The 19,873-nt window shown below is 61.9% G+C and carries 21 protein-coding genes; 12 read left to right on the plus strand and 9 right to left on the minus strand.

Going from position 1 to position 19,873, the window contains the following annotated elements; translation table 11 throughout:
- Positions 1-141 precede the first annotated feature (141 nt).
- Positions 142-591, plus strand: a complete 450-nt coding sequence (locus tag GH983_RS12175; protein ID WP_069043714.1) for a BA14K family protein — start codon at positions 142-144, stop codon at positions 589-591.
- Positions 592-649: 58 nt separating this feature from the next.
- On the opposite strand, the gene GH983_RS12180 is transcribed toward GH983_RS12175, so the two are convergent.
- Positions 650-1,294 (minus strand): MBL fold metallo-hydrolase, encoded by a 645-nt coding sequence (locus GH983_RS12180; RefSeq protein ID WP_054151527.1) that lies wholly within the window; start codon positions 1,292-1,294, stop codon positions 650-652.
- 89 nt (positions 1,295-1,383) lie between these two features.
- Positions 1,384-1,548, minus strand: a complete 165-nt coding sequence (locus GH983_RS12185) for a hypothetical protein (RefSeq protein WP_153762508.1) — start codon at positions 1,546-1,548, stop codon at positions 1,384-1,386.
- 306 nt (positions 1,549-1,854) lie between these two features.
- Here GH983_RS12185 and GH983_RS12190 point away from each other — a divergent pair, with 306 nt between their 5' ends.
- The 3 genes from GH983_RS12190 to GH983_RS12200 are packed head-to-tail and all read left to right on the plus strand — an operon-like array spanning position 1,855 to position 4,507.
- Positions 1,855-2,379, plus strand: a complete 525-nt coding sequence (locus tag GH983_RS12190; RefSeq protein WP_153762509.1) for a MarR family winged helix-turn-helix transcriptional regulator — start codon at positions 1,855-1,857, stop codon at positions 2,377-2,379.
- Entirely contained in the window at positions 2,366-3,082 is a 717-nt protein-coding gene (locus GH983_RS12195) for a response regulator (protein ID WP_054151525.1), read from the plus strand. Before GH983_RS12190 ends, GH983_RS12195 begins: the two co-directional genes overlap by 14 nt.
- Positions 3,083-3,124: 42 nt before the next feature.
- The gene (locus tag GH983_RS12200; RefSeq protein ID WP_153762510.1) at positions 3,125-4,507 is read left to right on the plus strand and encodes an ATP-binding protein; all 1,383 of its coding nucleotides are present in this window, start codon (positions 3,125-3,127) and stop codon (positions 4,505-4,507) included.
- Between the two features lie 40 nt (positions 4,508-4,547).
- Here GH983_RS12200 and GH983_RS12205 read toward each other — a convergent pair whose 3' ends face one another.
- The 4 genes from GH983_RS12205 to GH983_RS12220 form a co-directional block, all read right to left on the minus strand.
- Positions 4,548-4,892, minus strand: coding sequence for a tRNA-binding protein (locus GH983_RS12205; protein WP_054151523.1), 345 nt, complete (start codon positions 4,890-4,892; stop codon positions 4,548-4,550).
- Positions 4,889-5,707: a pyrroline-5-carboxylate reductase gene (proC, locus tag GH983_RS12210; RefSeq protein ID WP_153762511.1), complete on the minus strand. Its 819-nt coding sequence runs from the start codon at positions 5,705-5,707 to the stop codon at positions 4,889-4,891. Before proC ends, GH983_RS12205 begins: the two co-directional genes overlap by 4 nt.
- A gap of 2 nt (positions 5,708-5,709) precedes the next feature.
- The gene (locus GH983_RS12215) at positions 5,710-6,210 is read right to left on the minus strand and encodes a YbjN domain-containing protein (protein WP_006725585.1); all 501 of its coding nucleotides are present in this window, start codon (positions 6,208-6,210) and stop codon (positions 5,710-5,712) included.
- Positions 6,211-6,651: 441 nt separating this feature from the next.
- Positions 6,652-6,912 carry an accessory factor UbiK family protein gene (locus GH983_RS12220; protein WP_069043711.1) on the minus strand — a complete coding sequence of 87 codons (261 nt, stop codon included), beginning with the start codon at positions 6,910-6,912 and terminating at the stop codon, positions 6,652-6,654.
- A 190-nt stretch (positions 6,913-7,102) separates the two neighbouring features.
- Between GH983_RS12220 and lgt the strand changes: the two genes are divergently transcribed.
- The 8 genes from lgt (at position 7,103) to GH983_RS12260 (ending at position 16,515) form a co-directional block, all read left to right on the plus strand.
- On the plus strand, positions 7,103-7,951 hold the full coding sequence (lgt, locus tag GH983_RS12225) for a prolipoprotein diacylglyceryl transferase (RefSeq protein ID WP_054151519.1): 849 nt from the start codon (positions 7,103-7,105) through the stop codon (positions 7,949-7,951).
- A 9-nt stretch (positions 7,952-7,960) separates the two neighbouring features.
- On the plus strand, positions 7,961-9,061 hold the full coding sequence (locus tag GH983_RS12230; protein WP_054151518.1) for a class I SAM-dependent methyltransferase: 1,101 nt from the start codon (positions 7,961-7,963) through the stop codon (positions 9,059-9,061).
- A 132-nt stretch (positions 9,062-9,193) separates the two neighbouring features.
- Positions 9,194-9,988 carry a peptidoglycan editing factor PgeF gene (pgeF, locus tag GH983_RS12235; RefSeq protein ID WP_153762512.1) on the plus strand — a complete coding sequence of 265 codons (795 nt, stop codon included), beginning with the start codon at positions 9,194-9,196 and terminating at the stop codon, positions 9,986-9,988.
- Between the two features lies 1 nt (position 9,989).
- Complete coding sequence (locus GH983_RS12240; protein WP_054151516.1) at positions 9,990-11,141, plus strand: Xaa-Pro peptidase family protein; 1,152 nt, start codon at positions 9,990-9,992, stop codon at positions 11,139-11,141.
- A 142-nt stretch (positions 11,142-11,283) separates the two neighbouring features.
- Positions 11,284-12,069, plus strand: a complete 786-nt coding sequence (locus GH983_RS12245) for a hypothetical protein (RefSeq protein WP_069043707.1) — start codon at positions 11,284-11,286, stop codon at positions 12,067-12,069.
- Positions 12,070-12,221: 152 nt separating this feature from the next.
- The gene (locus GH983_RS12250) at positions 12,222-13,154 is read left to right on the plus strand and encodes a ribose-phosphate pyrophosphokinase (RefSeq protein ID WP_054151514.1); all 933 of its coding nucleotides are present in this window, start codon (positions 12,222-12,224) and stop codon (positions 13,152-13,154) included.
- 143 nt (positions 13,155-13,297) lie between these two features.
- Positions 13,298-14,152 carry a hypothetical protein gene (locus GH983_RS12255; protein WP_054151513.1) on the plus strand — a complete coding sequence of 285 codons (855 nt, stop codon included), beginning with the start codon at positions 13,298-13,300 and terminating at the stop codon, positions 14,150-14,152.
- Positions 14,153-14,232: 80 nt separating this feature from the next.
- Positions 14,233-16,515, plus strand: coding sequence for a methyl-accepting chemotaxis protein (locus GH983_RS12260; RefSeq protein WP_153762513.1), 2,283 nt, complete (start codon positions 14,233-14,235; stop codon positions 16,513-16,515).
- Positions 16,516-16,582: 67 nt separating this feature from the next.
- Here GH983_RS12260 and GH983_RS12265 read toward each other — a convergent pair whose 3' ends face one another.
- The 3 genes from GH983_RS12265 to GH983_RS12275 all read right to left on the minus strand — a co-directional run bounded on the left by GH983_RS12265 (position 16,583) and on the right by GH983_RS12275 (position 19,728).
- Positions 16,583-16,954, minus strand: coding sequence for a DUF779 domain-containing protein (locus GH983_RS12265; protein ID WP_153762514.1), 372 nt, complete (start codon positions 16,952-16,954; stop codon positions 16,583-16,585).
- Positions 16,955-17,120: 166 nt separating this feature from the next.
- Positions 17,121-18,635 (minus strand): aldehyde dehydrogenase, encoded by a 1,515-nt coding sequence (gene adh, locus GH983_RS12270; RefSeq protein WP_069043704.1) that lies wholly within the window; start codon positions 18,633-18,635, stop codon positions 17,121-17,123.
- A 136-nt stretch (positions 18,636-18,771) separates the two neighbouring features.
- On the minus strand, positions 18,772-19,728 hold the full coding sequence (locus tag GH983_RS12275) for a helix-turn-helix domain-containing protein (protein ID WP_054151509.1): 957 nt from the start codon (positions 19,726-19,728) through the stop codon (positions 18,772-18,774).
- Positions 19,729-19,873 lie beyond the last annotated feature (145 nt).

Below are 19,873 nucleotides of genomic sequence, written 5' to 3' on the forward strand. Positions count from 1 at the left end.
CTACGAATTGCGGCCCGGCATTCATGCCGGGTTTTTTCGTTCAGCCTGCGTTCAGGCAAAGCCTCCTAGATTACGATCATCGCCGATGGCCCGAACAGCCACACCGGCTCAGGTAATTTCGCAAGGTCGAGGAACGACGTCATGATGAAATTCGCGCAACACGCACTTCTCGCGGCTGCAGTCACCCTGACGCCGATCGCCGCGGCAAGCCAGGCCGAAGCCGGCGACCGCCATTATCGCCACCGCAGCGACGATGCCCTGGCACTGGGCGTCATCGGTCTCGCAACCGGAATGATCGTCGGCTCCGCACTCGCAAGCCCGCCGCCGCAGCGCCGCGTCTACATCGATCGCCCCGTCTCGGTCTATGACGAGCCCGGCTACTACGTCGATGATTATCCGCCGCCGCCGCGCCATACCTATCGCCCGCGCCCAGTTTACCAGCAGCCGCGCCCGGTGGTTCAATCCTATGGCGTCGAGCCCTGGACCGGCGCCTGGTATGACTACTGCTCGCAGCGCTATCGGAGCTTCAACCCGCGGACCGGCACCTTCGTCGGTTATGACGGCAGAACCCACTTCTGCACGGCCCGCTAAGGGCCGTAACCGCACCGCAGAATGACAAAAGCGCCGGTCACCCGGCGCTTTTTCTCGTTCAGAGCCCCTGGATGAAGGGATTGGATCGGCGCTCGTCGCCGATGCGGCTCCCGGGTCCGTGGCCGCAGATGAAGCCGACATCGTCCCCGAGCGGCAGGACCTTGTCGCGGATCGAGTTCATCAGGGTCTGGTGGTCGCCACCCGGCAGATCGGTTCGCCCGACCGAGCCGCTGAACAAGACGTCGCCGAGATGGGCAAACTTCTGGTCGCGGTTGAAGTAGATGACATGCCCTGGGGCGTGACCCGGGCAGTGATAAACCTCGAATGTGTGGTCGCCGAAGCTGACCGTATCGCCGTCTTCGAGCCACCGGTCGGGAAGCACGCTGCGCAATCCCGAAATGCCGTAGCTCGCCGCCTGCGTCTCGATACGCTGAAGAAGCGGCAGGTCGTCCTTGTGCGGTCCGATGATGGTCAGCCCCGTCTTTTCCTTGAGCTCGGCAGCACCTCCCGCATGATCCAGATGCCCGTGCGTCAGCCAGATCGCCTTGAGGGTCAGTCCATTCTCCGCGATCACCTGCAGGATGACATCCACGTCCCCGCCCGGATCGACGATCACGCCCTCGCGCGTTTCATCATCGAACAGGATCGTACAATTCTGCTGGAAAGGGGTAACCGGGATGATGCCCGCCTGTATCTGTCCCATGGGCTCGCTATCCTTCTGATCGTGATCGACATGCGCTCTATCATGTCAGATCGACGAGAGAAACCGCGATGAACTCAAAGGGTTTAGGCTTAACGGGACAGGCCGTAGACCTGAGAGACAGGTGACGCCGGAAGCAGGGAAGCCTGGGCAACGAGAAAGCTCGCCACCATCAGCTTGGCGGTGAACACGAAGATCGCAACGGGACGAAGGCTGGGGCTTGCAGTAATCTGGGCGGTACGGTCACGGTTCATCATGGCGCGAATCCTCTCTCCTTCGGCAAAGCCTGGCCGAAGCTGCTTGTCCGGAACTTGTGATTGATCAGTGCAGTGGTAACGAGCGTGGCGGCCATAGGTTTCCCGACCGTCGCCTAACCTGTGCGATCAGCGTAAATTTGTTGGAAATTTGCTACACTTGCGCATAGTTTTGCCGGCAATCCCCGTCAGGGAGACGAGGAAGAACGGTTAGTCGCTCCACGCGGCCCGGCCTTCGGGAAAGCATCGCCCCTGGGCGATGAGGGTAATAACCGGCGATGGCGCTCGCGTCTGCGCCGGAGGAAAGGAATGACGAGCGTGGCCCGACAGTCTGCGACGAAGACTGCCAAGAAAATCCTGCCGGATCTGCCGGTGGTCGATGACAAGTCGATCGACTTCGAAACCATCGAAAGCCTGTTTTTTGCCTATCGTGATTTCGTGTCCGATCCGGATGCCATCCTTGCCAAGCTCGGTTACGGACGCGCCCACCATCGCGTCGTACATTTCGTCAGCCGCCGTCCTGGAATGACGGTCGCCGACCTCCTTGGCATCCTGCAGATTACCAAGCAGAGCCTGGCCCGGGTTTTGAAGGAACTGATCGACAGCGGCTATATCAGGCAGATGGCGGGTCCCGCCGACCGCCGCCAGCGCCGACTTTATCCGACGCTTGCCGGGCGCGAACTGTCGCTGGCGCTCTCCGATCCCCAATCCCGTCGCATTGCGCATGCGATGGAGGGCATGACATCGGATGAGCGCGCGACCGTGCGGCGCTTCCTCGAAGGCATGCAGAAACAGACCGTGACCCAGCCTCTCGAAACGGATGGAGCAGACTGACGTGTCGAAGAAGATCGAGCTGACCGACGACGCCCCACATCTCCTGGTGGTCGACGACGACACGCGCATTCGCGACCTCTTGCATCGGTTCTTGACGGAGAAAGGCTTCCGCGTTTCCGTCGCTGCCGATGCCGCCGAGGCGCGCCGCAAGCTTGAAGGTCTGAGTTTCGACCTCCTCGTCCTCGATGTGATGATGCCGGGCGAATCCGGCCTTTCGCTCACCCAGAGCCTCTCCGACGACAAGCGCGCGCCGGTCATTCTGCTGACCGCCCGCTCGGAGGCCGACAGCCGCATTGCAGGCCTCGAAGCCGGTGCTGACGACTACCTCGCCAAACCCTTCGATCCGCGGGAACTGGTGCTCAGGATCAACAATATTCTCAAGCGCAACATGAACCCCGATGCACCAAAGATCGAGCAGGTCATGTTCGGTCCCTACACCTTCTCGGTCCTGCGCAAGGAACTGCGCAAAGGTGCGGAGGTCATCCGCCTGACAGACCGCGAACAGGACATCATGTATCTCTTCGCGACGCGGGCCGGCGATACGATCCCGCGCCACGAACTGGTCGGCAACGACGCGGAGGTTGGCGAGCGCACGATCGACGTCCAGATCAATCGCCTGCGGCGCAAGATCGAGGATGATCCCGCCAACCCCGTCTGGCTGCAGACGGTGCGCGGCATCGGTTATCGCCTCAGCATGGACTGAGGCCGCGGCAACGGCGCGCGATGCGCCGAGGAAGTGTAGCATATGACGCTGTTCGATCAGATCCGGCGAGATCACGACCGCAGCCCGGCGACCGGCCTGAAGGGCTCTCTCCGCTGGCTGCGTCATCGGCTGCCGACCGGCATCTATGCCCGCTCGCTGCTGATCATCATCCTGCCGATGCTGATCCTGCAGACTGTCGTTGCCTTCGTCTTCATGGAGCGTCACTGGCAGCTGGTGACGGAACGATTGTCCGCAGCGGTTACCCGCGACATCGCGGCCGTCATTGAGCTCATCGAGCTCTATCCGGACCGCGAGGATTTTGACAAGATCGTCAACGTCGCGGCCAGTCGCCTGAACCTTATGGTCTCCCTGGAGCCTGGCACGGAATTGCCGTCGCCCCGGCCGCGCCCCTTCTTCTCCATTCTCGACCAGATCCTCTCGGACGAAATCGCCGCGCAGATCCGCCGTCCCTTCTGGATCGACACGGTGGGGACATCTCGCCTCGTCGAGATCCGCGTCGTCCTTGACGACCAAACCCTGCGCATCTTTGCGCCGCGCAATTCCGCCTACGCCTCGAATACCCACATCTTTATCGTCTGGATGGTCTCGACGGCGCTGGTGCTGATCGCCATTTCCATTCTCTTCCTGCGCGGCCAGATCCGCCCGATCATGGCCTTGGCCAACGCCGCCGAGAGCTTCGGCAAGGGACAGCGTCCGCCGGAAGACTTCTCGCCGCGCGGAGCAGACGAAGTGCGCCGCGCCGGCCTTGCCTTCATCCTGATGCGTGAGCGCATCGAGCGGCAGATGGAACAGCGTACCGCCATGCTGGCCGGCGTCAGCCATGACCTGCGCACCATCCTCACGCGCTTTCGCCTGCAGCTGGCGCTCGCCGGCGACGGGCCGGAAATCGACAGCCTGAACCAGGATATCGACGACATGCAGAGCATGCTCGAAGGCTATCTCGACTTTGCCAAGGGAGAGGTCGAGGAAGACGTCGGTACACTCGATCTTCGCGACCTCTTCGAGCGCGTCGCCGCTGACTTCAGCCTGCACAACCGCGCCTTCTCCTGGACACTGGAGGGCGAGGCTCTCGTCCATGTGCGTCCCAACGCCTTCACGCGTCTGGTGACCAACCTCGCCTCCAATGCACGACGCTACGCACACAGGCTCGACATCGACGCCCGGCATACGGCCAAGTGGCTGGTGATTGTCTTCGACGACGACGGCCCTGGCATTCCGAAGGAAGCGCGCGACGATGTTTTCAAGCCCTTCTATCGCCTCGATGAAGCGCGCAATCTCGATGCCTCCGGTACGGGGCTCGGCCTTGCGATCGCCCGCGACATCGCCCGCAGCCACGGCGGAAATGTCACGCTCGAAGACAGCCCGCTCGGCGGTCTGCGCGCCATCATCCGGGTTCCCGTCTGAGATTGTTCAGACCAAGAAAAAGGGGCCCTTAGGCCCCTCGTCACATCAACTTCTTGCCGTTCGGCACCGGCTGCTCGACGGCCGCCAGCACGATGGCGCCATTTTCGTCCTCGACTCCGAGCGTCAGAACCTCCGAGCGAAACGGTCCGATCTGGCGAGGCGGAAAGTTGACGACCCCAAGCACCTGGCGTCCCATCAGCGTCTCCGGCGTGTAATGCACGGTGATCTGCGCCGAAGACTTCTTGATACCGATCTCGGGACCGAAATCGATCTTCAGCTTGAAGGCCGGCTTTCGCGCTTCCGGGAAGTTTTCGACCTCGACAATCGTGCCGACGCGAATGTCGACCTTCTCGAAATCGGCAAAGGTGATCTCGGAGCCGCTCACTGGGCGAGTTCCTCGGCCCGCTTGCGCGCCGCCTCGATCGCCTGATCGAACAGCGGCTGCATCGCATCATCAGCCATCAGCACAGAGAGGGCTGCCGCCGTCGTCCCACCGGGCGATGTGACGTTCTTGCGCAATTGCGAGGCAGGGTCGGGGGACTGGTGCAACAATTCACCAGCCCCCGCGACCGTTTCTCGTGCGAGGCGCATGGCGAGGTCCGCCGGCAGGCCCGCTTTCCGGCCTGCCTCTGCCATGCATTCGACGAGGTAAAAGACATAGGCCGGTCCGCTACCAGAAAGGGCGGTCACGGCATTGATGTCGGCTTCGCTCGAGACCCATTCGACCGGGCCGGACACCTGAAGAAGACGATGCACGACGTCGCGCTGCTCTTCGGAGACGGCAGCATTGGCAAAGGCGCCAGTGACGCCACGGCCGACCATTGCCGGCGTATTTGGCATGGCGCGCACCATGGCCGCCTTGCCGAGATGGCCTTCCATCGAGGCGATGGTCTTGCCGGCGGCAACGGAAACCACCGTCGTCTGCGGCCCGACGAGAGACTTGAGGCCCGGCAGGACCGCGTCCATGACCTGCGGCTTCAGGGCAAGAAAGAGGATATCGGCCGTCAGACCTTCCGGCGGCGTGACCAAGTGCCGGGCACCGGCGTCACTGATCGCTGCCATCATCTTGTCGGATGGACTGGGGTCGAGCACCGTGACGGCATTGCCCGGAACACCGCTCTTCAGCCAGCCGGCCAGCATCGCGCCGCCCATATTGCCAGCACCGACGAGGACGATCTGTCCGAATGCGGCATTCGTCATGCTCAGGCTTCTCCGACCGTCTCGAACAGGACGGCATCCATGGCGCTCTTGGCGTCCATGCCGGACCAAACCACGAATTGGAAGGCCTGATAGTAGGCTTCACATGCATCGACAGCGGAGGAGAGAAGCACCTCGACCTGACGATTGGTCGGCTCTGCGCCACCGGCGAGCAGCAGAGACTGACGGAAGATCACGACGTCTTCGTTCCGCCACAGGTCGAAGTGGCCCATCAGCACCTGCCCGTTGACGTAAGACAGAAGCTTGATGACTTCGTTCAGGCGGTTTTCAGGGATCTTCAGATCGAAGGCAGAAGCCAGATGCAGCGCCTCGAACTCCTCCATCCAGGAGAAGGAGACATGGTAGTCGGCCCAGCGCCCCTCGACGGTCATTGCGATTTCGTCTTCGCCCGAACGCTCGAACGACCAGTCATTGGTCGCCGCGACAAACTCGATCATATCGACCGGGTTGGATTGGCGTTCGACTTCGATTTCCATGAGGCTCATGCATCACCTTCTTGACCGGAATGAATACGGGCGCCCGGCGAACCGCCGGGTCACTCGGACACCTGAACCGGAAACTACTGAAAACGATTCCGAAGGACCCCAGGGTAGAACACGCACCCTGCCCGAAACTTACGCGGCCCCCGCTCAGAATCATCGTTGAAAATCAGTGTATAATCGTCAGGGGCCAGCACCAGCCCCCCTCGTCATATTTGACTGTGTGACCTGTGGATGGCGCTTTCAGAATCGCCTTTGCATCACCCCATAAGCGACTCTGCCGATTGGCTTTTTCGCAGCTGTCCACAAGCTGCAATTTTTTCGTGGGTTCCGGCCTGAGCGACACCCGTCAAGGTGCTGAAAATACAAAAAGACCCAAAGCCACAGGCAATGGGTCTTGCTAAGCCTTGCGGCGTCTCGCGAAGCTGTTTCGAAACGGAGCAGCGATTACTTCGGCTGGGGGGAGAGCTGAGCCTCGAGAGCCTCGATGCGCTTCAGCAGCGCATCGTTCTCTTCACGCGCCTTCAGCGCCATCTCGCGAACCACGTCGAACTCTTCGCGCTTGACCAGATCCATGCTGTTCAGCCAGCGCTCCGCCTGAGCATGAAAGGCTGTTTCCACCTCTTTTCGAACGCCTTGGGCTGCGCCCGCGGCGTCCGTCATCAACTTGGCGAAATCATCGAGAATACGGTTGGGGCCGGTCGACATGGAAAACTCCTCTGAAGCAGACTGCGGACTGGAAAATCGGTACCTGCAGATGAGGTAGGACCAGACAGCCCGGCACGCAAGACGCGAAGGACAGATAAAGGTGGTTGACGGTGTCGCAGCCGCCGCGATTCCATCTTGACCGTGCCAGTTCGCAACGCCATTTTCCAGCAGCATTAACGAAAGTACTCCATTGTTGTCAGTCCTGGACCTTTTCGCCGCCGTATCCTTTCCCGCGATCGACCCGGTCGCTTTCTCGATCGGCCCGCTGTCGGTCCATTGGTATGGCCTCGCCTATGTTGCCGGCATCCTCCTCGGCTGGCTGATAGCCCGCGATCTTCTGAAGCGCCCGCATCTGTGGCCGAACGGCCAGGCGCCCGCCACACTGCAACAGATCGACGACTTCATTCTGTGGGTCGCGATCGGCGTCGTTGCAGGCGGCCGTCTCGGCTACATCTTCTTCTACGACTTCGCCTCGGTGGCGGCCAATCCGATGCGCGCGATCGAGGTCTGGAACGGCGGGATGTCCTTCCATGGCGGCTTTATCGGCGCAACGCTCGCCATGGTCTATTTCGCCCGGAAACATCAGATCCGCCTCTGGAGCCTCTTCGACCTGGTCGCCAGCGTCGTGCCCCTCGGGCTGCTGTTCGGCCGCATCGCAAACTTCATCAATGGCGAACTCTGGGGCCGGCCGGCCGATGTACCCTGGGCAATGGCCTTCCCCACTGGCGGCCCCTTCCCCCGCCATCCGAGCCAGCTTTATGAAGCAGCACTCGAGGGTCTCGTCCTGCTCATCGTGCTGCAGATCCTCGCCCGCGCATTCGGCGCCCTCCGCGCCCCCGGTCGCATCACCGGCATCTTCGTGGCCGGCTATGCCTCGGCCCGCATCTTCGTCGAATTCTTTCGCGAGCCCGACGTGCAGCTCGGCTATCTCTATGGTGGCTGGATGACCATGGGCATGGTGCTGTCGCTACCGATGGTCCTGATCGGGATCTGGATTTTCGTGCGGTCGGGGCGTCAGACCCCCGCGACCCAAGGCTGAGGAGCCAAGATGGCCACACCGCTCGCCGAAAAGATCAAGTCACTGATCTCAGCCAATGGCCCGATCAGCATCACGGACTATTTCGCCCTCTGCCTCGCCGACCCCGAACACGGCTACTATCGCACCCGCCATCCGTTCGGCCGTGCAGGCGATTTCGTCACGGCGCCCGAGATTAGCCAGCTGTTCGGCGAGATGCTCGGCATCTTCATGATCAACACCTGGCAGCGCCATGGTGAACCGCGTGACGTGCGCCTTGTCGAGATCGGCCCTGGCCGCGGCACCATGATGGCCGACATGCTCAGGGTGATATCCCGTGCGGCACCGGAGCTTTACGAAACGGCGACAATCCACCTCGTCGAGACCAGCGCCCTCCTGAAGCTCACCCAGATGGAAACGCTCTCCGGCCACGGTGACAAAGTCTCGTGGCACGAAAGCTTCGACGGCGTGCCTGAGGGATTTACCCTGCTCGCGGCCAACGAACTCTTTGATGCGATCCCGATCCGCCAGTTCGTCAGGACGTCAGACGGCTTTCGCGAGCGCATGGTTGGCATCGACGACAACGGCGAGCTGTGCTTCACGCTCGGCGTCGCAACGCTCGACCCGGCAATGCTGCCACAGGGCATCGATGCGCCTGCCGACGGCGAAATCTTCGAAGTGGCCCCCGCCCGCCAGTCGGTCATGCTGACGATCTGCGAACGTCTGAAGCAAAGCCACGGCACCGCTCTGATCATCGATTATGGCCACATGGTCACCAATTTCGGCGACACCCTTCAGGCGGTGCGTGCCCACGAGTATGATCCGCCGCTCGCCAATCCGGGGCTCGCCGACCTTACCAGCCACGTCGACTTCGAAAATCTCGCCCGCACCGCCCTTGCCGCAGGCGTGCATCTCAACGGCTGCATGCATCAGGGCGACTTCCTCGTCGGGCTCGGCATCGAGCAGCGCGCCGCTTCGCTCGGCCGCGACAAGGACGAGAAGATGCAAGCCGAAATCGTCGAGGCAGTGCATCGCCTCGCCGGCGCCGGCAATGGCTACATGGGCGAGCTTTTCAAGGTCATGGCGGTCTCCATGCCCGTCGTCCACTTGTTGCCATTCAAGTCCAAGCATTGACAGGAGGGGATGCGATCTGCACGATCGCGCCCGTTCCAGACGGCTCGAACTTGAAGAAAGCCGATTGAATCCAATCGTTTCGCAGTATCCGCATTGCATACGCGTGATTTGCCAAGGCTCAGGAGACAAATCATGAGCACAGCCGACCAGCCACGCCCCATCCTAGCAGAGAGCCTCGACGCCACGACTGCAGCCGGCATCCGCCACGGCTTTTTCACCCGCGACGGCGGCGTCTCGGAAGGCATCTATCGCGGCCTCAATGTCGGTATCGGTTCGAACGATGAGCCTGACAAGGTGCGCGAGAACCGCCGCAGGGTCAGCGCCTGGTTTGGCCTGCCGCACGAACGGCTCGCCACCGCCCATCAGATTCATTCGCCCGACGTCGTGGTGGTCGGCGCCGATTATGACGGCAGCCGGCCCCAGGCCGATGCACAGGTCACGGCGAGCCCGGGCGTGGTGCTTGGCGTATTGACCGCCGATTGCGGCCCGATCCTCTTCGCCGACCCTGAAAATCGGGTCATCGGTGCGGCCCATGCCGGCTGGAAGGGCGCACTGGGTGGCGTGCTCGAAAACACCGTTGACGCCATGATCGCGCTTGGCGCTCGCCGCGAGGCCATAAGGGCGACCCTCGGCCCCTCGATCTCGCAGAAAAATTACGAGGTCGGTCCGGAATTCGTCGACCGCTTCCTCGCCGCCAATCCGGAATTCGAGGCCTTCTTCACCCCCTCGTCGAAACCTGGCCATGCGATGTTCGACCTGCCCGGCCTCACGATCATGCGCCTGACGCAAGCGGGCGTCATCGCCGACAGCACTGGCCATTGCACCTATGCGGCCCCTGAAACGTTCTTCTCCTATCGTCGAACAACCCATGCGGGCGAACCCGACTATGGGCGACAGATATCCGCGATCGCGATCATGGAGGACTAAGATGGCCCTGCACTTTACCGAAAGCGAATTTTCCGCCCGTCGTACCCGCCTGATGGCCCGCATGGCCGAGGAAAAGCTCGACGCCCTGCTGCTCTTTGCGCAGGAGAGCATGTATTGGCTGACCGGCTACGACACCTTCGGCTATTGCTTTTTCCAGACCCTCGTCGTCAAGGCCGACGGCAGCCTGACCCTGCTGACCCGGACCCCCGACCTGCGTCAGGCCAAGCAGACCTCGACGATCGAAAACATCGTCGTCTGGGTCGACCGGATGAATGCCGACCCGGCCGTCGATTTGCGCAACCTCCTGAGCGATCTCGATCTTCTCGGCATGCGCGTCGGCGTCGAATACGATACCCACGGCATGACCGGCCGCGTCGCGCGTCTCGTCGACAACCAGCTCACCAATTTTTGCGAAGCTGTGGATGCCTCTTACCTTGTCAGCAATCTACGCCTGGTGAAGTCACCGGCCGAGATAGCCAAGGTGACCGAGGCTGCCGAACTGGCCGACCGCGCCTTCGACGCTGCCCTGCCCCTGATCGGACCCGATGCCGACGAAGCGGAGATCCTCGCTGCGATGCAGTCGGCAGTGCTGGCTGGCGGCGGCGACTATCCCGCCAATCCCTTTGTCATCGGATCGGCCGCGGACGCTCTTCTCTGCCGCTACAAGTCGGGTCGCCGAAAGCTGTCGGCCAACGACCAGGTGACGCTCGAATGGGCCGGCGTCGCCTCCCATTATCACGCCCCCATGCTGCGCACCGTCCTGATCGGCGACGTCACCTCCCGTCACCGCGAACTCTTCACGGCGGCGATCGAGGGCATGCGGGCGATAGAGCAGGTGCTGCGCCCCGGCCACACCTTTGGCGAGGTCTTCGACGCCCATGCCAAGGTCATGGACGACCGTGGCCTGACCCGCCATCGCTTCAATGCCTGCGGCTATTCGGTCGGTGCGCGTTTCGCGCCGTCCTGGATGGAGCACCAGATGTTCCATGCGGGTAACCCGCTGGAGATCGCAGCCGACATGTCCGTCTTCGTGCACATGATCATCATGGACAGTGACAAGGAAGCGGCGATGACCATCGGCCAGACCTACCTGACGACGGAGACCGGCCCGCGCGCCCTCTCGCGTCATCCGCTCGACCTGATCAGCGTCTGACGGCCGCGATCTGGCACCATTTGAGGAGCATGGCGCGGTTTTGCCAGTCTGTTCAGGGAATTGACAGGCTGATCATGCTAGTCACATTAGTTGTGACAGGATCAAAGCGGAAGGACCCGCCGTGGTGAGACGTTCTCGCAGGATGACCACGAAACTGGCCGGTATCATCGGCCTGCTGGCACTGATCTCGGGCTGCAACAGCACGGATGTGCTGACGCCCCCGGCCGATGTCGGCAATGGCAGCCTGCCGGCGACCTATTCACAGGAGCTTGCGGCCCCGGCTGGCGGAACCCAGCCGGTTGAAACCGCACCGCTCGGTCAGACCGGCGTCTATACAGAGCCGGTCCGCGGCCCGCAGAATTCACTGGAGGCTCAAGCCGCGGCCCTCGCACAGGGTGGCCGCAATCCAGCAGCCTCAGCACCACTTGACGGCGCGCCTGAGCAGGCTTTCCCCAGCGCACCACAGCAGCAGGCCGCCACCCTACAGGCGACACAACCCGCACAGCCCGCTCCGCAGGCGGTTCAGTCCCAGCAGGCAGCCCTGCCCCCGGCCGTACAATCGACGGGCAGCATCCGCTTTCTGCCAATCATCGGCGCACCGGTTCAGGCGGTCACGCCACTCTCCCGCCAGCTCGGCGCCGAGGCGCGTGCCCGTGGCCTCACCATCAAGAGTGCCAGCGACGCTTCGAGCGAACACATCCTCAAGGGCTACTTCTCCGCCTTCTCCGACAGCGGGAATGTCACGATCACCTATGTCTGGGACATCCTGGATGGCAGCGGCGGACGGCTGCACCGCATCCAGGGCCAGGAGGTGGTGCCCTCGGGCGCGCAGGACCCCTGGGCCGGGGTCCCGGCCTCCGTCATGCAGCAGATCGCAACCAAGAGCATGGCCGAATATGTATCATGGCGGAACAGTCGTGCAGGTTGACACCCGAGCGACTTCCGCCCTGTAAAACCGCAAAACATGCGCCCCATTTGGCGCATCAACCGAAAATATGGGCCTAGCCGTCCAAACCTCTTGCATTCAGGGGGAACGGCGCTAAAAAGCCCGCATCTCAGCATGGTAACAGGCGGGCCAAGATGAAGGTTTTCGCAGGTAATTCGAACCGGCAATTGGCCGAAACGATCTGCTCCTATCTCAACGTACCACTCGGCAAGGCCAGCGTCCGCCGTTTCGCAGACCAGGAAATCTTCGTAGAGATCCAGGAAAACGTGCGCGGCGAAGACGTGTTCGTCGTTCAATCGACGTCCTTCCCGACGAACGACCACTTGATGGAACTGCTGATCATGATCGACGCCTTCCGTCGATCTTCAGCACGCCGCATCACGGCGGTCCTTCCCTATTTCGGCTATGCCCGTCAGGACCGCAAACCCGGTCCCCGCACGCCGATCTCGGCAAAGCTGGTCGCCAACCTGATCACCGAAGCCGGGGCCGACCGCGTTCTGACGCTCGACCTGCATGCAGGCCAGATCCAGGGTTTCTTCGACATTCCGACGGATAACCTTTATGCGGTGCCGCTCCTGGCGCGCGACATCAAGGACAAGTATGACACCAACAATGTCATGGTCGTATCGCCTGACGTTGGCGGCGTGGTGCGTGCCCGTTCGCTTGCCAAGCGCCTCGACTGTCTGCTGGCGATCGTCGACAAGCGCCGTGATCGTCCGGGTGAATCCGAAGTCATGAACGTCATCGGTGAGGTCACCGGCAAGGACTGCATCCTGATCGACGACATCGTTGATTCCGGCGGCACGCTCTGCAACGCAGCCGAAGCACTGCTGAAGAACGGTGCGACCAGTGTCACCGCCTATATCACCCATGGCGTGCTCTCTGGCGGTGCAGTGACCCGTGTTGCCTCCTCCAAGCTGCGCGAACTCGTGATTACCGACTCGATCCAGCCGACAACGGCCGTCCAGTCGGCGCACAATATCCGCGTGCTCTCGACGGCAACGCTGCTAGGCGAAGCCATCAACCGCACGAGCCAGGAAGAGTCGGTCTCCAGTCTGTTCGACTGAGACCGATCCTTAACAGTTAAGATTAAGAGAGACAAAGAAATGTGAGCGGTGTCACAGCCACTTGCAGAGCCTCTTTGCTTTGCATACAGCTTCGCGCGCAATACCCCTTTTTGGACCCGCCCCCGGCTTTTGCGCGTGAGTTGATGTCACTCTCGGTTGAACGACTTCTGGCCAATACAGATCTGCATGAAACGGTCCGGGACCAGTCCAGGGCTCTGCTGCGCGTAAATGAGGAAAGCCCACGGCTTGCCGCCGTGTTCGGCACCCAACAACGTTGGCTGCTGGGTCATCTGGCGATGAGCCACTATTTCCAGGAGGTTGCCCGCGGCAATCCGGAGCCCGTCATCCTGATGGCCCGCTATCTGGAGCAGGTGAAGACGCTGGGCATATCCTCGGTCAACACCGCAGACGCCTTCATCAAGGAAATGCTGGTCTACGGCATCGCCCAGCACGGCCAGACGCCAGACCGCCGCAACCGCCCCTTCGTGCCGGCACCGATCACGATCGCAGCGACCCGCCGCTGGGTCTTCATCCATCTCATCAGCCTCGATCGGCTGGACGGCGGCAACAGGCTGGATGCCTTCGAGGCGGACGAAACGATCCTCGCCCGGCTGCATCCGGAGATCACCCGCCTTGCCATGGTCTCGCCGGAAATCCGCACACCGCCTCAGACCTGGTCGCTGTTCACCTGGCTGAATAATGGCGGCATCGTCATGGATTGGCTTATGGTCGGGGTAGACCCGGTCGATCCGGCGATCGAACGCGTGCCAACACAGGTGCGCTCGGTGCCGGAACTTGCAGAGAACTTCCGGCTCTCCCGCACCCATCTGACGCGCAAGCTGCGCGAAGCGGAAGCCATCGGCAGTGTCGGCTGGGAAGGCAATCGCGGTCGCTCGACGATGTGGATTTCCCGTGACTTTCTCCAGGAATACCTCGCCACGCAGGCCGTCAAGCTGGCCTTCATCGATGCCGCTTGCGAGACGATCGGCCTGCGCTGACGAGCGGCTGCAGCCCCGGTAACCTTAATCTGCCGGTAAGCAAATCAGCTTAGCCTCCATTCGGGATATTTTCTGGAGGAATGGGTGTGACGGGTTCGAACGGAACGAATGCGCGTACAAACGTGCTGTCGTCGGTGAAGGCAAAATTCGCAGGGCTGGTGGTTGGAGCGACGCTAGTGTCCTGTATGGCTGTCGGCCTGTTGAGCTACCAGGTCGGCAAGAGCGGACTGATCGATGCCAGCAAGCTGCGCCTCGAAAGCGTTGCCGCAACACAGGCCAAGGTGCTCACCGCCTATGAAACCCGCATTCAGCAGGCGCTTGGCGAACTCGCACAGAACACCGCGATCGGTGAAGCCGCCGACTCTGTTGCGACGGTCATCAAGATCGAGGAAGCAAAGATCCGCGAGGTCTTCCAGGATCCCGGCAAGAACTCTGAGGAACGCGCGTCCATCGACGGATCAGGCCTCAAGCTGCTTTACGGTGTCCGCCACGCCTCCATTCACGGCGCCATTGCCAGCACGCGTCAGAACACCAATGTCAGCGATATCTACGTCATCGATAACGCTGGGCAGATCATATATTCGGTCACCAAGGGCGACGCATTCCTGACCAGCGTCTCAGATCCCTCCAATGCCGCGTTGAAGGCGGCCTTCGATGCGGCGCAAGCTGGCGACGTCTCCCAGGTCCACGCCATTGGTTTCACTGACATGCAGGCTGAAGACGACGCGCGCTCGGCGCTGGTCGCCCAGCCCCTGGCGATTTCGGTCTGGGGAGAGGTCGTCCGCAAGGGGGTCATCGTGATGCGTGTGGGCACAAGTCGCTTGACGGCATCGATCACGCCCGACGGCATGGGGCAGAGCATTGATGACAGCGTTCTGCTGGCCGAGGACGGCAGCCTGCGGGCAGGAACCCTTTCCGGCGGCGCCAATGCCGCCGTGCCACAAGCACTCGTGACAGCAGCACGCGGCGGAGCCAAGGGTTCCGACTTCGCAGCCTCCGGTGATCGCACCCTGTTTTATTCCTTCACGCCCGTCACCCTGTTCGGCCAGAAGAACCTTCTTGCGATTGGCCAGGACGAACGCGGCATCCTGGCATCTTCCAATGAGCTGGCCAAATGGGCCCTGGTAGCAACCGTGGCCGTTCTCGTTGTGATGGGTGGCATCGGTATCGCCGTTTCCTCCAGCCTCACGCGCCCCCTCACCCAGTTGGCAGGCCTGATGAACCGTCTGAACAACGGCGACACCGAGATCGAAATCGACGGAACCGGACGACGCGACGAGATCGGCCTGATGGCGCGGGCCCTCGACAGCTTCCGCCGCAGCGCACTGGAAAAGGAGCGCATCGAGAAAGAGGCCGAGAGCCGCGATCTCGAGATGAACGCCGAACGGCGCGAGCGCGAGGCTGAAAAGCAGCGTAGCGCCCAGGAACTTCAGGAAGCCGTGACTGCTCTAGCCGCGGGCTTGAAGAACCTGTCGGACGACAAACTGCACCTGCGCATCCACACACCGTTTGTGCCGGAGCTTGACCATTTGCGCATCGACTTCAATGGCTCCCTCGACAAGCTTGAGGAGACCATTCGCGCAATCATGGCCAGCGCTGACACCATTCGTGGTGGTTCGAACGACCTCAAGGGCGCATCAGCCAACCTTGCCCATCGCACCGAACGGCAGGCCGCATCGCTTGAGGAAGCAGCCGCCGCGCTGGGCGAGATGACCGGCAGCGTCAACGACGCCTTGCGTCGCTGCGAAACAGCCGTACAGGTCTCGGCTGGTGCCCTGAAGGGGGCAAAGGCCTCCTCTGAAGTGGTCAACGAAGCCATTGTCGCGATGCAGCGGATCGAGGAGTCCTCCTCCAAGATCCGCCAGATCATCGATGTCATCGACCAGATTGCCTTCCAGACCAACCTTCTCGCGCTGAACGCGGGTGTCGAGGCGGCCCGTGCCGGCGAAGCCGGCAAGGGCTTCGCGGTCGTTGCCCAGGAGGTGCGTGAACTCGCTCAGCGGTCCTCTACCGCAGCCCGCGACATCAACGGACTGATCAACGCCTCGACAAGCAATGTCTCCGATGGCGTGGCCCTGGTTCTGCAGACGGGAGAACGCCTGCACACCATCGAGGACAACATCGCCGCAATCAACGATCAGATCGGCGCAATCGTCGACGCATCAAGGGAACAGTCCGCCCGACTTTCCGAAATCAACGCCTCAGTCAACGATCTCGACCAGATGACCCAGCAGAACGCAGCCATGGTCGAGGAAACGACGGCTGCCGCCTTCGCACTCGCCCAGGAAGCGGACGGCCTGACCGAACAGGTCTCACGCTTCACCATCGGCCAGCGCGAGGGCTCCGCCCGCCGCGCCGCCTGATCGCCTGCATCCACAATCCAACCTGACCCGCCGATCTCAAGCGGCGGGTTTTTAGTCTGCAGAGACTTCAGGTCGGAAGACTGCAGGCATCGCCCCCGGAAAACAGCCGCGAGCGTGTGAGAAAGCGCCGCTCACGGCCATTGTCGAGCGAGAACATGCCCCCTCGCCCCGGCACCACGTCGATGATCAGCTGGGTATGCGCCCAGACGGCATACTGGCTGCCGCTGATGTAGAACGGCACGCCGCCGATCTCGCCGAGCTTCACATCCGTTTCGCCGACCCGGTAGTCGCTCGCCGGATAACACATAGGCGATGACCCGTCGCAGCATCCACCGGACTGGTGGAACAGAATGTCTGGATGGTCCTGTTTGATCTCGGCGAGAAACGCGAGTGCGGCTTCGGTCGCGATGACGCGGGGTTCACCTGCATCGGTGTTCACAATAATCCCTCCAACGAACTCGTCACTAAACCTGTCGAGGTTCGTGCCTGGAGGAGGCGAAAACGATCATGGTCGAGAACCGGAGCGGAGCGTACTTGACGTACGTGAGCACCGGAAGCGCAGGACATGAGCGTTTGCAGCCCCTCCAGACACGAAGATCGGCGGATCAGAAGAAACCGAGTGCCTTCGGGCTGTAGGACACCAGCATGTTCTTGGTCTGCTGGTAATGGTCGAGCATCATCTTGTGTGTCTCGCGACCGATGCCCGACTGCTTGTAGCCGCCGAAGGCCGCATGGGCCGGATAGGCATGATAGCAATTGGTCCACACACGACCGGCCTGGATGTTGCGGCCGAAGTTGTAGCAGGTATTCGCATCGCGGCTCCACACGCCGGCACCGAGGCCATAAAGCGTGTCATTGGCGATTTCGAGCGCTTCCGCCTCGTCCTTGAAGGTGGTGACGGAGACAACAGGCCCGAAGATCTCCTCCTGGAAGACGCGCATCTTGTTATGGCCCTTGAACACGGTCGGCTTGACGTAATAGCCACCGGCCAGTTCGCCTGCGAGATTGTTGCGCTCGCCGCCGATCAGCACTTCGGCGCCCTCCTGGCGACCGATGTCCATATAGGACAGGATCTTTTCCAGCTGCTCGGACGATGCCTGCGCACCGATCATCGTCGACATGTCGAGCGGGTCACCTTGGCGGATAGCCGCAACGCGCTTCAGCGCCTTCTCCATGAAGCGGTCATAGATCTTCTCATGCACCAGAGCGCGGCTCGGGCATGTGCAGACCTCGCCCTGGTTAAGCGCGAACATCGCAAAGCCTTCAAGCGCCTTGTCGAGATAGTCATCGTCCTCGCGCATGACGTCTTCGAAGAAGATGTTCGGCGACTTGCCGCCGAGTTCGAGCGTCACTGGGATCAGGTTCTGCGATGCGTATTGCATGATCAGCCGACCGGTTGAGGTCTCACCGGTAAAGGCGATCTTGGCGATCCGAGGGCTGGTAGCCAGCGGCTTGCCGGCTTCGAGGCCAAAGCCGTTGACGATATTGAGCACACCAGGCGGCAGAAGGTCACCAACCAGTTCGATCCAGACGAGGATAGAAGCCGGTGTCTGCTCGGCAGGCTTCAGCACGACGCAGTTTCCGGCAGCCAGCGCCGGTGCCATCTTCCAAGCCGCCATCAGGATCGGGAAGTTCCACGGAATGATCTGACCGACGACACCGAGCGGCTCATGGAAGTGGTAGGCGATCGTGTCGTGGTCGACCTCGCCGATCGTGCCTTCCTGGGCGCGAATGCAGGAGGCGAAATAGCGGAAGTGGTCGATGGCGAGCGGAATATCGGCAGCCATGGTCTCGCGCAGCGGCTTGCCATTGTCCCAGGTCTCGGCCCGCGCGAGCAGTTCGAGATTGTCCTCCATCCGCTGGGCGATCTTCATCAGGATGTTGGAGCGTTCGGTCGACGACGTCCGGCCCCATTTGTCCTTGGCGGCATGGGCCGCATCGAGCGCAAGATTGATGTCGTGCTCATCGGACCGGGCGATGTCGCAGAGCTTGCCCCCGGTCACCGGCGTCGTATTCTCGAAGTAACGACCATTGACCGGCTCGCGGAATTCACCGCCGATGAAGTTGCCGTATTTCAGCTTGAACGGCGAAGCCGCAATCGTCTGGACCTGAATGTTCATCTGTCATCCTCCCTGTGAAAGGACCCCTCCTCGGGTCCTGATGGCAGGATGATTGCTGCGTTCCGGTGCAGGAGATAGTGGCGCGAAACAGTGCTGCAGCGCACAGTGTTTCAGGAATGCGACACCTATCGGCCCGTCAGTGCAGCTGGAAGCGCTTCATCTTCCGATGCAGTGTCGCGCGGCTTATGCCGAGCATCTGGGCTGCTTGTGAGACGTTGCCATTGGCACGTGAAAGCACGCGGCGCAGAGCCGCCCGCTCGGCATCCTCGAGGTCGCTGGTCGCTTCGCCGCGCGTCTCGCGCAGCGCATCGGCAGCCGGAAGTCCCTGCGCGATCAGCCCGTCATCGAGCTTCAGGGCAAGACGCGCCGCCTTGGTCGCGCCGAGGATCAGGTCGTCCCCATCGACCGCAATCAATGCGGACAGGGAGTTCGCCTGGGGCACCATGACGATGCGCGCGCCGGCAAACGCCTGGCGGAAGAGATTGCTTTCGACCCGGGCTGCGGCATCCCGCACGGCCTGCGAAAGCACTGCGAGCGTCATGTCCGAAACATCGTTGCGGCAGGTGGATACATCGAGTGCTGCCGTTAGCCGGCCGAGATGGTCGCGAATCGGCGCGGTCGCGCAGGACAGACCGATATTGGCGCTCATGAAATGCTGGTCGCGGTGGATGACGACGGCACGCTCGTCGGCCAGCGCCGTGCCGATCCCGTTTGTCCCGACACTCGCCTCGCTCCACAGCGTCTGCTGCCAGAGCCCCAGCGCCCGGAACTCGACATCGTCACCGGGCGCACCACGCCGGTCGACCACGATGCCGTTCTGATCGGCGAGAATGATGCAACAGCCGGATTTTCCGACCAACTGATAGAGCCGGTCCACCTCGTCGGCGGAGCTGCCGATCAGCCGCTCCATGCGCTCGCGCGCTTCGCGATACATCGCCTCTTCGACCAGAACCGGCTTGCGCGCCTCTTCGGGTTGCAGGTGGTAAAGGTTGAGGCAACGGCTCCACGAGGCAGCGACCGGCGAGGTCACAGCGGCCGATGCCTTCTGCGCCGTCGAATACACGAGTTCGGAATGTCTGAGATCCTGACGCATCTGCTCCTCCCAAAGCACGGGCTGCAGTATGCGCCTTCCGGCTCCAGAGGCAATCGCTCATGTAACCGGCAAATGATCAGCCAACATTTCGTCGCCCGGAATGGCGCAAATCTGCGACACTTTCAAAATGCGTCTATTTCGGGCG

The sequence above is a fragment of the Agrobacterium sp. MA01 genome (assembly GCF_009650195.1).
GTDB lineage: Bacteria > Pseudomonadota > Alphaproteobacteria > Rhizobiales > Rhizobiaceae > Allorhizobium.

Bases quoted from the DNA above. Each gene is read 5' to 3' on its own strand.
- GH983_RS12190 (WP_153762509.1), top strand. From the start codon at position 1,855: ATGACGAGCGTGGCCCGACAGTCTGCGACGAAGACTGCCAAGAAAATC.
- GH983_RS12185 (WP_153762508.1), bottom strand. From the start codon at position 1,548: ATGATGAACCGTGACCGTACCGCCCAGATTACTGCAAGCCCCAGCCTT.
- proC (WP_153762511.1), bottom strand. From the start codon at position 5,707: ATGACGAATGCCGCATTCGGACAGATCGTCCTCGTCGGTGCTGGCAAT.
- GH983_RS12230 (WP_054151518.1), top strand. From the start codon at position 7,961: ATGGCCACACCGCTCGCCGAAAAGATCAAGTCACTGATCTCAGCCAAT.
- pgeF (WP_153762512.1), top strand. From the start codon at position 9,194: ATGAGCACAGCCGACCAGCCACGCCCCATCCTAGCAGAGAGCCTCGAC.
- GH983_RS12175 (WP_069043714.1), top strand. From the start codon at position 142: ATGATGAAATTCGCGCAACACGCACTTCTCGCGGCTGCAGTCACCCTG.
- adh (WP_069043704.1), bottom strand. From the start codon at position 18,635: ATGAACATTCAGGTCCAGACGATTGCGGCTTCGCCGTTCAAGCTGAAA.
- GH983_RS12180 (WP_054151527.1), bottom strand. From the start codon at position 1,294: ATGGGACAGATACAGGCGGGCATCATCCCGGTTACCCCTTTCCAGCAG.
- GH983_RS12200 (WP_153762510.1), top strand. From the start codon at position 3,125: ATGACGCTGTTCGATCAGATCCGGCGAGATCACGACCGCAGCCCGGCG.
- GH983_RS12260 (WP_153762513.1), top strand. From the start codon at position 14,233: ATGGGTGTGACGGGTTCGAACGGAACGAATGCGCGTACAAACGTGCTG.
- GH983_RS12240 (WP_054151516.1), top strand. From the start codon at position 9,990: ATGGCCCTGCACTTTACCGAAAGCGAATTTTCCGCCCGTCGTACCCGC.
- GH983_RS12220 (WP_069043711.1), bottom strand. From the start codon at position 6,912: ATGTCGACCGGCCCCAACCGTATTCTCGATGATTTCGCCAAGTTGATG.
- GH983_RS12255 (WP_054151513.1), top strand. From the start codon at position 13,298: ATGTCACTCTCGGTTGAACGACTTCTGGCCAATACAGATCTGCATGAA.
- GH983_RS12215 (WP_006725585.1), bottom strand. From the start codon at position 6,210: ATGAGCCTCATGGAAATCGAAGTCGAACGCCAATCCAACCCGGTCGAT.
- GH983_RS12275 (WP_054151509.1), bottom strand. From the start codon at position 19,728: ATGCGTCAGGATCTCAGACATTCCGAACTCGTGTATTCGACGGCGCAG.
- GH983_RS12250 (WP_054151514.1), top strand. From the start codon at position 12,222: ATGAAGGTTTTCGCAGGTAATTCGAACCGGCAATTGGCCGAAACGATC.
- GH983_RS12195 (WP_054151525.1), top strand. From the start codon at position 2,366: ATGGAGCAGACTGACGTGTCGAAGAAGATCGAGCTGACCGACGACGCC.
- GH983_RS12245 (WP_069043707.1), top strand. From the start codon at position 11,284: ATGACCACGAAACTGGCCGGTATCATCGGCCTGCTGGCACTGATCTCG.